This window comes from Pseudomonas savastanoi (genome assembly GCF_020917325.1).
Taxonomy (GTDB): domain Bacteria; phylum Pseudomonadota; class Gammaproteobacteria; order Pseudomonadales; family Pseudomonadaceae; genus Aquipseudomonas; species Aquipseudomonas amygdali.
Window position 1 is genome coordinate 1479362 of record NZ_CP076652.1, and the last position, 13553, is coordinate 1492914.

Below are 13553 nucleotides of genomic sequence, written 5' to 3' on the forward strand. Positions count from 1 at the left end.
CGATCAGGAGAAACACTATGCATGACCTGCAGACGGATGAGATCAAGACCCCGGATGAGAACACCGCCATGGTGCTTCTGGTTGATGATCAGGCCATGATTGGCGAGGCTGTCCGGCGTGGACTGTCTGGCCACGAATCGATCGACTTCCACTTTTGCGCCGACCCGCATCAGGCAATTGCCCAGGCTGTGCGGATCAAGCCGACCGTGATTCTTCAGGATCTGGTCATGCCGGGCCTGGACGGTCTGACGCTGGTTCGCGAGTACCGCAGCAACCCGTTGACCCGCGATATCCCGATCATCGTGTTGTCCACCAAGGAAGACCCGCTGATCAAGAGTGCCGCGTTCTCGGCCGGGGCCAACGATTATCTGGTCAAACTGCCGGACAACATCGAGCTGGTGGCGCGCATTCGCTACCACTCGCGCTCCTATATGACACTGCTGCAGCGTGACGAGGCCTATCGTGCCCTGCGAGTCAGCCAGCAGCAGTTGCTTGACACCAATCTGGTGCTGCAACGCCTGATGAACTCCGATGGCCTGACGGGACTGTCCAACCGCCGCCATTTCGATGAGTACCTGGAGCTGGAGTGGCGGCGTGCCACTCGCGATCAGGCGCAGTTGTCGCTGCTGATGATCGATGTCGACTACTTCAAGGCTTACAACGACAATTTCGGGCACCTGGAGGGCGACGAGGCCCTGCGTCAGGTGGCGAAAGCCATCCGCAACAGTTGCAGTCGCCCGTCGGACTTGCCCGCGCGCTACGGCGGCGAGGAGTTTGCCATGGTCCTGCCCAATACTTCTCCAGGCGGGGCGCGTCTGCTGGCTGAAAAACTGCGTCAGAGCGTGTCAGGCATGAATATCCCGCATATCGCTCCAACGCCTGGTTCCAGCCTTACCGTGAGTATTGGTGTCGCTACCCTGACGCCGCAGGTCGGGATGCACAGCCGCCAGCTGATTCTGGATGCCGACAAGGGGCTTTATCAGGCCAAGAACAACGGACGCAATCAGGTCGCGGCAGGCTGACGCCGCCAGTGGCCGGTAAAATAGGCCTCACAACGCCTGCTCGACGGGCTGCTTTCGTGGCCTTGCCTGGGGTATACTCGTCGGCTTTGAAAATTTCGCCTGCGAGTGCTGCCTACCATGGAAATCAACCCGATCCTAAACAGCATCAAGGATTTGTCCGAGCGCTCCGAAACCATTCGGGGGTATCTTTGACTACGATCACAAACATGATCGTCTGACCGAAGTCAACCGCGAGCTCGAAGATCCAAACGTCTGGAACAACCCGGCCTACGCTCAGGAACTGGGGCGCGAGCGCTCCCTGCTGGCGCAGATCGTAGAAACCCTGGACGAAATGTCCTCGGGTCTGGCCGATGCCAAAGACCTGTTGCTGATGTCTGCCGAAGAAGAAGACCAGGCCGCCGTCGATGACGTCGCTGCCGAAGTCGAGCGCCTGCGCGAATCGCTGGAAAAGCTCGAATTCCGTCGCATGTTCAGTGGCGAGATGGACCCCAACAACGCCTACCTGGACATCCAGGCCGGTTCCGGCGGCACCGAAGCGCAGGACTGGGCCAACATCCTGTTGCGCATGTACCTGCGCTGGGCTGACAAGCGCGGTTTCGACGCCACCATCATGGAGCTGTCTGCCGGTGAAGTCGCCGGTATCAAGGGCGCTACCGTGCACATCAAGGGCGAATACGCCTTTGGCTGGCTGCGTACCGAGATCGGCGTTCACCGTCTGGTGCGCAAGAGCCCGTTCGATTCCGGCAACCGTCGCCACACCTCGTTCTCGGCCGTGTTCGTTTCGCCGGAAATCGATGACAACATCGAAATCGACATCAACCCGTCGGACCTGCGCATCGATACCTACCGCTCCTCCGGTGCCGGTGGTCAGCACGTAAACACCACAGACTCTGCGGTACGTATCACCCACGTCCCGACCAACACCGTGGTCAGTTGCCAGAACGAACGTTCCCAGCATGCGAACAAGGACACCGCCATGAAAATGCTGCGGGCCCGTTTGTATGAGCAGGAAGTGCAGAAGCGCAACGCAGCGTCCCAGGCGCTCGAAGACACCAAGTCCGATATCGGCTGGGGTCATCAGATTCGCTCCTATGTACTGGACGCCTCGCGTATCAAGGACCTGCGGACCAACATCGAACGCAGCGACTGCGACAAGGTGCTTGATGGCGATATCGACGAATACCTGATCGCGAGCCTCAAGCAAGGGCTGTAAACCGTCAGCCGACACCTCAAGCCCCTCGTCGCAAGACGAGGGCGAACCTGTGATGGAATATTTAAAGACATGAGCGACCAACAACTCGACCCGCAAGCCCTGCAACAGGAAGAAAACACCCTGATCGCCCTGCGCAAGGAAAAGCTTGCTGCAGGCCGTGCCAAGGGTCAGGCCTTCCCCAACGACTTCCGCCGCGACAGCTACTGCAACGACCTGCAGAAACAGTACGTCGACAAGACCAAGGAAGAACTGGCAGAGGCAGCGATTCCGGTCAAGGTAGCCGGTCGCATCATGCTCAACCGTGGCTCGTTCATGGTGATCCAGGACATGACCGGGCGCATCCAGGTCTATGTCAACCGCAAGACCCTGCCTGAAGAAACCCTGGCTGAAGTGAAAACCTGGGACCTGGGCGATATTATTGCTGCCGAAGGCACCCTGGCACGCTCCGGCAAGGGCGACCTGTACGTCGAGATGACCACCGTTCGCCTGCTGACCAAGTCGCTGCGTCCGCTGCCCGACAAGCACCATGGCCTGACCGACACCGAGCAGCGCTATCGCCAGCGTTACGTCGACCTGATCGTCAACGAAGACGTGCGCGAGACCTTCCGTGTGCGCTCGCAGGTTATCGCTCACATTCGCAGCTTCCTGATGAAGCGCGACTTCCTTGAAGTCGAAACGCCGATGCTGCAGACCATTCCCGGCGGTGCGGCAGCCAAGCCGTTCGAAACCCACCACAACGCGCTGGACATGGAAATGTTCCTGCGCATTGCGCCGGAGCTGTACCTCAAGCGTCTGGTGGTCGGTGGTTTCGAGAAAGTCTTCGAGATCAACCGCAACTTCCGTAACGAGGGCGTTTCGACCCGGCACAACCCCGAGTTCACCATGCTCGAGTTCTACCAGGCCTACGCTGATTACGAAGACAACATGGACCTGACCGAGGAGCTGTTCCGTGAACTGGCTCAACTGGTTCTGGGCACCACCGACGTGCCTTACGGCGACAAGGTGTTCCACTTCGGCGAACCGTTTGTGCGCCTGTCGGTGTTCGACTCGATCCTCAAGTACAACCCGGATCTGACCGCTGCCGATCTGCAGGACGTCGACAAGGCACGTGCCATTGCCAAAAAGGCCGGTGCCAAGGTGCTCGGCTTCGAAGGCCTGGGCAAATTGCAGGTGATGATTTTCGAAGAGCTGGTCGAGCACAAGCTGGAACAGCCGCACTTCATCACTCAGTACCCGTTCGAAGTCTCTCCGCTGGCTCGTCGCAACGACGAAAATCCGAGCGTAACCGACCGTTTCGAGTTGTTCATCGGCGGCCGTGAAATCGCCAATGCCTACTCCGAGCTCAACGACGCCGAAGATCAGGCCGAACGCTTCCAGGCTCAGGTGGCCGACAAGGATGCCGGTGACGACGAAGCCATGCACTACGACGCCGACTTCGTCCGTGCGCTGGAGTACGGCATGCCGCCGACGGCAGGCGAGGGGATCGGTATTGACCGGTTGGTGATGCTGCTCACCGACTCGCCTTCGATCCGCGACGTCATTCTGTTTCCGCACATGCGCCCGCAAGCGTAATCAATGAAAAAACAGCCGCCTTCAATGGGCGGCTTTTTTTTAGGTGTTTTTCAGGACGATTTAAAAAGGAAGCTGTTGTGACGATTGCCAGAGAAGGGGCCGCCGGAGTAGCGAGCGCGGTGGCCAAAAGTGTCAAGTATCAAGGCCGCAAGGCGGCCCGCGAAGGCAGTGAACAACGCAGGCAGGTCATTCTCGATGCGGCCATGCGTATCGTGGTACGCGACGGCGTGCGCGCTGTACGTCATCGCGCAGTGGCCGCTGAGGCCAGCGTACCGTTGTCGGCAACCACCTATTACTTCAAGGACATCGATGACCTGCTGACCGATGCCTTCGCCCAGTATGTACAGCGCAGTGCCGATTACCTGGCGCGGCTTTGGCAGAACACTGAAGGTATTCTGCGTGAGATGATGAGCCGTAGTTCGGGCAGCCCGACCGATCGATTTCGGCTGGCTGACGATATTGCGCGTATGGTGATGGAGCATATCCGGCATCAATTGCTGACCCGGCGCGACTACCTGATTGCCGAACAGGCGTTCTACCACGAAGCGCTGATCAACCCGCGTCTGACCCCTCTGGTGATGGCCCATCAGGAAATTCTGTTGCAGGGCAGTTGTCAGTTCTTTCAGGTGATTGGTTCGTTGCAGCCCTATCAGGACGCTCAGGTGTTGACGGGGCTTATCCGGCGCATTGAGTATCAAGGCCTGCTGCACGGCCCACAGCGTCAGGCGGACGAAGAAATGCTCTGTATTCTGACCCGGCAGATGCGTCTGGTTCTGGGGACGCCGCAGCCGGTTCGAGGGTGACTATACTTCGTTCGACGTGCTCTGGGTCGGCGGTTCAGACGGCTTGACGACCCTGCCAATTTCGATATTTTCCAGCGGTGGCGTGTTCTCATGCCGCCGAGCAGTAGCGAAACAGCCAGCCAAGGAGTACCGGTGGACGAGTATCAACAGACTATTCGTGCGTTATCGGATCGGATCGTCGTTGCACAGACGCCGATCCGCATTCTGGATGCAGTTAAATGGGATGAGACAGTCCGCAAGGACTTTCTGGCCGCCAAGGGCAAGGCGCTTCCTGCCGTGGACCGTGCCTATTACGAAAACCGCCCGCTGGGCTTCGATTCGGTTGCCTTGAAACAAGAGTTTCAGAACATCGAGCGGGATGTCACGCGTCAACTGGGGCAGTTCAACCCGGTCGGGCAGATCATGCGCCGCATGTGCCGTGAGTACCGCATGGTGGTGCGTATGCTCGAAGCGCGTGGCACGCCTGACTTCGGGCTGATCTCGCAGGAGCTGTATGGCGCTGCGTCCGATGCCTTTCACGCCGGTGACCCGACGCTGGCCGATCTGGGCCTGATGCTCTCGGATTACCTGAACAACATCGCCGGGCGTGGTGATCTCAAGGACGAGCCGAAAACGCTCACGGCCAAGGACGCTGTTTCGCTGCTGCAATCGCGTTTGAATCGTGTGTTCGGTGAGGCCGAGGAGACCATTCGGGTTTTCGAGTCCGACGGTATCGTCGCCGACGCGGCCGCGGGTGCCGACTACATCAAGATCCGCACCGACGCGATGTTCAATGAGCGTGATGTACGGGCGCTGGAGGTTCACGAAGGGCTGGTACACGTCGGCACCACGTTGAACGGGCAAAACCAGCCGATCTGTACGTTCCTGTCCAAAGGTCCGCCCTCATCGACGGTCACTCAGGAAGGCCTGGCGATTCTCATGGAAGTCATCGCCTTCGCCTCCTACCCCAGCCGTTTGCGCAAGCTGACCAATCGTACCCGTGCCATTCACATGGCCGAGCAGGGTGCTGATTTTCTGCAGGTGTTCGAGTTTTACCGCGAGCAGGGCTTCGGCATGTCGGAGAGCTACGGCAACGCCAGTCGCGTATTCCGCGGCTCGGTGCCCAACGGCTTGCCGTTCACTAAAGACCTGTCCTATCTGAAAGGCTTCATCATGGTCTACAACTATATTCAGCTGGCCGTGCGCAAGGGCAAGCTCGAACAGGTGCCGCTGCTGTTCTGCGGCAAGACCACGCTGGAAGACATGCGCAGCCTGCGCCAACTGGTGGATGAAGGGCTGGTGGTGGCACCCAAATACCTGCCTGAGCAGTTCCGTGACATGAACGCGCTATCGGCCTGGATGTGCTTCTCCAACTTCCTCAACCACCTGAGCCTGGACCGTATCGAAGCGGACTACTCGAATATTTTGTAGGCCGAACTGACTATCGTGCCAATGCTCCGCGTTGGCACGCAGTGGGTGACGCTCCGCGTCACAAATCTGCGCCGCGCTGCACAGTCAGGATCGGACGCAGAGCGTCCAGAACGGCATTCCCACGCTGGAGCGTGAGGAACGATAATCTTGTAACTATCGTGCCATTGCTCTGCGCCAGCACGGCGGTGATGTGGCGATGAAAACAGCAAGGAAACCCCATTTGAAACTGCTCGGCATCTTCACCCTGTTCCTCGCACTCACCGGTTGCAGTTCGATGCTGTTCTACCCCGAGCAAGGTGTTCCGTTCACACCCGACAAGGCGCGCCTGCAGTATCAGGATGTGAACCTCACCGCCGCCGATGGTACGCGCCTGCATGGCTGGTGGCTGCCCGCGAAAGAGGGTGTACCGGTCAAGGGTACGGTGCTGCATCTGCATGGCAACGGCGGCAACCTGTCCTGGCATCTTGGTGGCGTCTGGTGGTTGCCCGAGCAGGGTTATCAGGTGCTGATGGTGGATTACCGTGGTTATGGCGAGTCGCAGGGCGAGCCGAGCCTGCCGGCGGTCTATCAGGATGTTCAGGCCGCTTTCGACTGGTTGAACACTGCACCGCAAGTGCAAGGCAAACCCCTTGTGGTTCTGGGGCAAAGCATTGGTGGAGCACTGGCGGTGCATTACCTGTCAGAACACCCGCAGGAGCGCTCGCGGCTCAAGGCGTTAGTGCTGGACAGCGTGCCGGCCAGCTACCGCAGCGTCGCGCGAAACTCGCTGAGCAAGTCGTGGCTGACCTGGCCGTTGAAGACGCCCTTGTCCTGGCTGATCCCGGAGGCCGACAGCGCCGTCAACGGCCTGCCACGATTGGCCGGCACACCGATGCTGATCTTTCACAGCATGGACGACACACTGGTGCCGCTCGCCAATGGCATCGAGCTGTACAAGGCCGCGCCTCCACCGCGGGTATTGCAATTGACCCGTGGCGAGCACGTACAGACGTTCGCCGACCCTCTCTGGCGTCAGGTGATGCTGCGCTATCTGGACGACCCGACGCATTTCAACGGCCTGCGTCGCCTTGCGCAAGTGCCCAACTATCCGACACCTGCTACACCGCCAGCGCCATGAGTCGCGAGCGTAACCTCAACGGCATGATCCTCAGCGCTGTCGGTGCAGTCATCGGCACCGTCGGCTGCCTGTGGTTTTACGGCTATCTGCATTTTGCGAAGCCTGAAGATGCGCTATTGCTCAGTGAGTTCACCCTGCTCAAGACCGTGCCTGGCGAGGACTACAAGATCGCCGCGACGCCAGCGGACGAGGTGGCGCAATGCGTTGATGGCGTGCTGGTGCTGTTCGACACGTCGCGAAAGGATTTGTCAGGCGTTTTGATTGATGACCACAGGCAAGCGGTGCGGTGCGTCGGCCAGCAGACGCCACAGCAATAAAGACGGCGATAATTTTCGGCATTAAAAAGCCCCGCCTGTATGCGCAGGCGGGGCTTGAGTGCAGCGGCTCAGTCGCTTATTTCATCGACGAGCGCGGTGCAACAGGCTGGTTGTCGTTGGAGATAGTAACTTCCACACGACGGTTCATGGCACGGCCCGAGTTGCTGGTGTTGTCAGCAACCGGATATTCCTTGCCGTAGCCCATGGTCACAACGCGCGCTGGATCTACGCCCATGCGTACCAGTGCCATGCGAACCGAATTGGCGCGGCGCTCGGACAGCGACTGGTTGTAGGAAGCAGAACCTGTGCTGTCGGTGTAGCCTTCAACGATCACTTTGCGATCAGGGTTTTCCTGAAGGAAAGCAGCCAGCTTGCCGATGTCGCCTTGAGCGGTCGGCTTCAGATCGGCCTTGTTGTAGTCGAACAGCACGTCACCGAACGTTACCAGCGTACCGCGTTCGGTCTGCTTGGCGTTCAGGCTGTTTTTCAGCGCAGCGATCTGAGCATCACGAGCTTCCAGGCGTGCCTTGGCGCGGTCAGCAGAAGCGTTCTGCAGAGCCGCTTCGGAGGTGCGCAGGGCAATGGTCTGCTTGGCCAGTTCTACGCGCTGGTTGGTCAGGTAAGACAGTTGGTCAACTTTCTTGACGTCATCATCGTTACGGAAAGCCTGTTCTGCCTTGGCCAGCCATTCACTGGCGTCCTTGGTTTCAAGCGCCGCGACTTTAGTGGCTTCCGGGTTGGTCTGCAGCGCGGTGAAGTTGCTGCGAGCCTGTTCCAGATTAGGGTTTGGCTTGGTTGCACAGGCTGCCAGGGCAACACTCATGGCCAGCAGAGCAGGGATCATCAATTGTTTACGCATAATATTGTCGTCCTTTAATCAGTTACGAATTCATGAAAACAGAAAGGGTTCAGGGCAATCACTGCACCTGACGCAGGCCTTCTTCACGGAGTTCGTTGACGCCCTGACGAGCATCCTGCACAGCCTTGGCAGCCTTGGCGGCCTGAGATTTGCGTTCTGCTACACGAGCGTCCCACTCGGCTTGTTCAGCCAGACGGCGAGCTTCGTCGTACTTGTGATCCTGCATGGCCAGATCAGCTTCTTTGAGCTTGTCCTGAGCCGACTTCATTTCCACCGCTGCGAATTCGGTACCGCCGGCGCTGACAGCGCTGTTGACGGCCGATTGCGAAACTGCATATTGCTCGGATGGCGGGTTACCTGCGCAACCGGCGAGGATAAAGGTGCTACCGAGCGCCAGCGCAGCCAGCTTGAGACCGCGCAGGCCTTTGAACTTGGTTTTGGCAGTTAAGGTGTTCATGGTGATCAACTCCATTGTCTGACTCCGAACGTGGTTATCCATGACAGTTGTTGCATCAAGTCCGGGCATGAGGTCGTACAACCGCCTGCTGCCTTTCGGGCTTTCCTGTAATGGTTAAAGGCTCCGACCTGCGCGGTTTTTGAATAGTTCAGATAAATATCTACTGCGTGGTCAGGAATTTTCAGGGGGCTTCAGAAAGCGGTCAGCATGTTGGTCGACATGTGAACGGACGTCGATGCAGAATTAATCAGGCACTGAGGTGCGGCTTTTTGTTGAACCATTTGTCCAATCGCAGGCTTTTGGTGCACTGTTGGCATGCGGATTTGAATTCACGTACGCCCGCGCTGTTTTGCGGGTACGCAACTGAGCCCAGACAAAAACCGGGAGAGGAACGATGGCCGATATCGATGCGCGTCTGCGCGAAGACGTTCACCTGCTGGGTGAGCTGTTGGGTAACACGATTCGTGAGCAACGAGGCGCTGAATTCCTCGACAAGATCGAACGTATTCGCAAGGGCGCCAAGGCGGGCAGGCGCGGTTCTGCAGAAGGTGCCGAGCAACTCAGCGCCAGTGTCGACGGGCTGGGTGATGACGAACTTCTGCCTGTGGCCCGCGCTTTCAATCAGTTTCTCAACCTGGCCAATATTGCCGAGCAGTATCAGCTCATGCATCGTCGTGACGATACCCAGCCTCTGCCGTTTGAGTCGCGGGTGCTGCCCGAGCTGCTTGACCGCCTGAAAACGGAAGGTCACACGCCTGAAGCTCTGGCGCGTCAGCTGAGCAAGCTGGAAATCGAGCTGGTGCTGACAGCTCACCCCACCGAAGTGGCACGCCGCACGCTCATTCAGAAATACGACGCGATTGCTGCGCAGTTGGCCGCGCTCGATCATCGTGACCTCAACAGCACCGAGCGCGCACAGATTACCTCGCGCTTGCAGCGTCTGATCGCCGAGGCGTGGCATACCGAAGAGATCCGGCGTATCCGGCCCACGCCGGTTGATGAGGCCAAATGGGGTTTTGCGGTTATCGAGCACTCCCTATGGCACGCCATTCCGAATTACCTGCGCAAGGCTGACCATGCATTGCACGCAGCCACCGGCCTGCATTTGCCTCTGGAGTCCGCGCCGATCCGCTTTGCCTCGTGGATGGGCGGAGACCGTGACGGCAACCCGAATGTCACGGCCGCGGTTACCCGTGAAGTGTTGTTGCTGGCGCGCTGGATGGCGGCTGACCTTTATTTGCGTGATGTGGATAACCTGGCCGCAGAGCTGTCGATGCAGCAGGCCAGCGACGCCTTGCGGGCCAGCGTCGGTGACAGTGCCGAGCCTTATCGGGCAGAACTCAAGCGTCTGCGTGAGCGCCTGCGCGCGACGCGCAATTGGGCCAATGCCTCATTGAGCGAGGCCTTGCCTGCGCCTGAAGCGGTGCTGCGAGACAACCGCGAGCTGCTGGACCCGCTGCTGCTGTGCTTCCAGTCGCTGCATGAGTGCGGCATGGGCGTGATTGCCGACGGGCCGCTTCTGGATTGCCTGCGCCGTGCCGTCACGTTCGGCCTGTTTCTGGTGCGTCTGGATGTCCGCCAGGACTCCAGTCGCCACTGTGCCGCGATGACTGAAATTACCGATTATCTGGGGTTGGGTCGCTACGAGGAGTGGGACGAGCAGACCCGCATCGACTTTCTGTTGCGCGAACTGAACAACCGCAGACCGTTGCTGCCAAGCTACTTCAAACCGGCAGCCGACACCGCAGAAGTGCTGGCAACCTGCAGGGTAGTGGCAGCAGCTCCGGCAGCTTCGCTGGGCTCTTACGTCATTTCGATGGCAGGTTCGGCATCCGACGTGCTGGCCGTGCAGTTGCTGCTCAAGGAATCCGGGCTGCAACGGCCGATGCGTGTGGTGCCGTTGTTCGAGACCCTGGCTGACCTCGATAACGCCGGGCCGGTGATCGAGACGCTGCTCGGCTTGCCGGGCTATCGCTCGCGTCTGCACGGCCCGCAGGAAGTCATGATCGGTTATTCCGACTCGGCCAAGGACGCGGGCACTACGGCGGCGGCCTGGGCCCAGTACCGCGCGCAGGAAAAGCTGGTGGAGATCTGTCGCGAGCAGCAGGTCGAACTGCTGCTGTTCCACGGTCGCGGCGGTACGGTTGGTCGTGGTGGCGGTCCCGCGCATGCGGCGATTCTGTCGCAGCCGCCAGGTTCGGTAGCCGGGCGCTTCCGGACCACCGAGCAAGGGGAAATGATTCGTTTCAAATTCGGCCTGCCGGACATCGCCGAACAGAACCTCAATCTCTATCTGGCAGCGGTGCTGGAGGCGACCCTGCTGCCGCCACCGCCTCCGCAACCGGCGTGGCGGACAATGATGGACCAGATGGCCGCTGACGGGGTCAGTGCCTATCGCGCGGTAGTGCGCGAGAACCCTGAGTTCGTCGAGTATTTCCGTCAGGCAACGCCCGAGCAGGAACTGGGGCGCCTGCCACTCGGCAGTCGCCCGGCCAAGCGCCGCGAAGGTGGCGTGGAAAGCCTGCGCGCCATTCCGTGGATCTTCGCCTGGACGCAGACGCGTCTTATGTTGCCCGCCTGGCTGGGTTGGGAAGCTGCGCTGAGCAAGGCTCTGGAGCGCGGCGAGGGTACGGTGCTGGCGCAGATGCGCGAACAATGGCCGTTCTTCAGAACCCGCATCGACATGCTGGAAATGGTCCTCGCCAAAGCCGATTCGGACATTGCCCGACTCTATGACGAGCGTCTGGTCAGTGCTGAGCTGCAACATTTAGGCGCACATTTACGCGACCTATTGTCGCAGGCGTGCAATGTGGTTCTGGGGCTGACCGGGCAGAAGCAACTGCTGGCGCATAGCCCTGAAACGCTGGAATTCATCAGTCTGCGCAACACCTATCTCGACCCGTTGCATTTGCTCCAGGCCGAGCTGTTGTCCCGCTCCCGCAGTCGCGAAGCCAGTCTGGACAGCCCTCTGGAACTGGCGCTGCTGGTGTCTGTAGCCGGGATCGCTGCCGGTCTGCGTAACACTGGTTGAACACGCGCATTACTTTAATTGCCGGGCCGTTTTGGCCCGGCATTGGCAATGCCGGGTTTGCGGGCTGGCCTGCCGGAAACGTTGATACAGATCACGCCGCTCGACAATCGGGGCGCGCAAGCCGGTGCGCACGCGGTTAATGCGACTTTTGGCGGCTTGTGCGGCCTCGGTCGGCTGTGTATCTTGATCAGCCTTTCGGCCTGTTGGCCTGATTATTTTTAGATTGGCCCCCGAGGCGAATCCGTTGATTTCACTATAAAAATTTTGAGGAGCATGACGATGCGCGTGATTCTGCTAGGAGCTCCCGGGGCCGGTAAAGGTACTCAGGCAAAATTCATCACTGAAAAGTTCGGCATCCCGCAGGTTTCGACAGGCGACATGCTGCGCGCTGCAGTCAAGGCTGAAACCGAGCTTGGCCTGAAGGCCAAGAGCGTCATGGACTCGGGTGGTCTGGTTTCCGATGACCTGATCATTGGTCTGATCAAGGATCGTCTGGCCCAGCCGGATTGTGCGAACGGCGTTCTGTTCGACGGCTTCCCGCGCACCATTCCTCAGGCCGAAGCCCTGTTGAAAGCAGGTCTGGAAATCGACCACGTGCTGGAAATCGCCGTTGATGACGAAGAAATCGTCAAGCGCATGTCGGGCCGCCGGGTTCACGAAGGCTCTGGTCGCATCTATCACACCATCTTCAACCCGCCGAAAGTCGAGGGTATCGATGATGTGACTGGCGAACCGCTGCTGCAGCGCAAGGACGACGTCGAAGAGACCGTGCGCCATCGCCTGTCGGTCTACCATGCCCAGACCAAGCCGCTGGTCGAGTTCTACAGCAAGCTGGAAGCGAAGGATGGCAAGCCCAAATGCAGCCATATTCCTGGCGTCGGCTCGGTTGAAGAGATCACTGCAAAAGTACTGGAAGCCCTGAAGTAAGACTTTCAGTCTGAACAATAAATGGCCCGCTTGCGGGCCATTTGTCATTTATACTGCTGCACTTTTCACCCTGACCATGACGGAAACACCGATGACCACCTTGCTGGCCCTGGACACCGCCACTGAAGCCTGCTCGGTCGCTTTGCTGCACGATGGCAAAGTGCTGAGCCACTACGAGGTGATCCCGCGCCTGCATGCCCAGCGGCTGCTGCCCATGATCAAAAGCCTGATGGCCGAGGCAGGCATTGCGATGTCGGCGCTGGATGCCATCGCGTTCGGGCGCGGCCCTGGCGCTTTCACCGGCGTGCGCATTGCCATTGGTGTCGTGCAAGGCCTGGCGTTCGCGCTGGAGCGCCCGGTATTGCCTGTTTCCAATCTTGCCGTGCTGGCCCAGCGTGCCTTTCGTGAGCATGGCGTGTCCCAGGTGGCATCGGCCATTGATGCGCGCATGGATGAGGTGTATTGGGGTTGCTATCACGAGACAGCCGGGGAGATGCGTCTGCTCGGCAACGAGGCGGTCATGGCGCCCGAGTTGGCGACACTGCCTGCGCACACCAGTGGACAATGGTTTGGAGCCGGTACTGGCTGGGGCTATGCCGAGCGCATCCCGGTCAGTCTGGCCGGTCATGACGCAGGCATGCTGCCCCATGCGCAGGACTTGCTGACGCTGGCGTCCTTCGCCTGGGCGCGTGGCGAAGCCCTGCCGGCAGACGACGCCCAGCCGGTCTATCTGCGCGATAAGGTTGCAACGCCCAAAGCGCGTTGATGTGATTGGCTTCAAGGCACGCCACAGTGTTCTGCTGTCGTGCCTGTCCAAGTCATACT

The 13553-nt window shown here is 59.5% G+C and carries 12 protein-coding genes; 10 read left to right on the plus strand and 2 right to left on the minus strand.

Annotated features, from left to right (window positions below; translation table 11 throughout):
- Positions 1–17: 17 nt before the first annotated feature.
- The 7 genes from KP808_RS06560 to KP808_RS06590 all read left to right on the plus strand — a co-directional run bounded on the left by KP808_RS06560 (position 18) and on the right by KP808_RS06590 (position 7454).
- Positions 18–1022 (plus strand): response regulator, encoded by a 1005-nt coding sequence (locus tag KP808_RS06560; protein WP_058399634.1) that lies wholly within the window; start codon positions 18–20, stop codon positions 1020–1022.
- Between the two features lie 117 nt (positions 1023–1139).
- Positions 1140–2235, plus strand: a protein-coding gene (gene prfB, locus KP808_RS06565) for a peptide chain release factor 2 (protein WP_122259221.1) whose coding sequence is annotated in 2 segments (ribosomal slippage) — positions 1140–1211 and positions 1213–2235 — 1095 coding nt in all. Because the reading frame shifts where the segments join, the coding sequence is not laid out codon by codon here.
- 69 nt (positions 2236–2304) lie between these two features.
- Positions 2305–3807 carry a lysine--tRNA ligase gene (gene lysS / locus KP808_RS06570; protein WP_005732488.1) on the plus strand — a complete coding sequence of 501 codons (1503 nt, stop codon included), beginning with the start codon at positions 2305–2307 and terminating at the stop codon, positions 3805–3807.
- Positions 3808–3884: 77 nt separating this feature from the next.
- Positions 3885–4610 carry a TetR/AcrR family transcriptional regulator gene (locus KP808_RS06575; RefSeq protein WP_005778392.1) on the plus strand — a complete coding sequence of 242 codons (726 nt, stop codon included), beginning with the start codon at positions 3885–3887 and terminating at the stop codon, positions 4608–4610.
- Between the two features lie 90 nt (positions 4611–4700).
- On the plus strand, positions 4701–6020 hold the full coding sequence (locus KP808_RS06580; protein WP_193601230.1) for a flavohemoglobin expression-modulating QEGLA motif protein: 1320 nt from the start codon (positions 4701–4703) through the stop codon (positions 6018–6020).
- A gap of 220 nt (positions 6021–6240) precedes the next feature.
- On the plus strand, positions 6241–7137 hold the full coding sequence (locus tag KP808_RS06585; RefSeq protein ID WP_058399636.1) for an alpha/beta hydrolase: 897 nt from the start codon (positions 6241–6243) through the stop codon (positions 7135–7137).
- On the plus strand, positions 7134–7454 hold the full coding sequence (locus tag KP808_RS06590; RefSeq protein ID WP_230017833.1) for a hypothetical protein: 321 nt from the start codon (positions 7134–7136) through the stop codon (positions 7452–7454). Before KP808_RS06585 ends, KP808_RS06590 begins: the two co-directional genes overlap by 4 nt.
- Before the next feature lie 76 nt (positions 7455–7530).
- On the opposite strand, the gene KP808_RS06595 is transcribed toward KP808_RS06590, so the two are convergent.
- Together KP808_RS06595 and KP808_RS06600 are read right to left on the minus strand one after the other, a co-directional pair.
- A complete protein-coding gene (locus KP808_RS06595) occupies positions 7531–8313 on the minus strand; it encodes an OmpA family protein (protein ID WP_002554755.1) in 783 nt (260 codons plus the stop codon).
- Between the two features lie 58 nt (positions 8314–8371).
- Positions 8372–8785, minus strand: a complete 414-nt coding sequence (locus tag KP808_RS06600; RefSeq protein ID WP_004657980.1) for a DUF4398 domain-containing protein — start codon at positions 8783–8785, stop codon at positions 8372–8374.
- A 379-nt stretch (positions 8786–9164) separates the two neighbouring features.
- Between KP808_RS06600 and ppc the strand changes: the two genes are divergently transcribed.
- The 3 genes from ppc (at position 9165) to tsaB (ending at position 13494) form a co-directional block, all read left to right on the plus strand.
- Complete coding sequence (ppc, locus tag KP808_RS06605) at positions 9165–11801, plus strand: phosphoenolpyruvate carboxylase (RefSeq protein WP_230017840.1); 2637 nt, start codon at positions 9165–9167, stop codon at positions 11799–11801.
- Positions 11802–12080: 279 nt separating this feature from the next.
- Positions 12081–12728 (plus strand): adenylate kinase, encoded by a 648-nt coding sequence (gene adk / locus KP808_RS06610; RefSeq protein ID WP_002554752.1) that lies wholly within the window; start codon positions 12081–12083, stop codon positions 12726–12728.
- Positions 12729–12819: 91 nt separating this feature from the next.
- Entirely contained in the window at positions 12820–13494 is a 675-nt protein-coding gene (gene tsaB / locus KP808_RS06615) for a tRNA (adenosine(37)-N6)-threonylcarbamoyltransferase complex dimerization subunit type 1 TsaB (protein WP_058399639.1), read from the plus strand.
- The last annotated feature ends 59 nt before the right edge of the window (positions 13495–13553 follow it).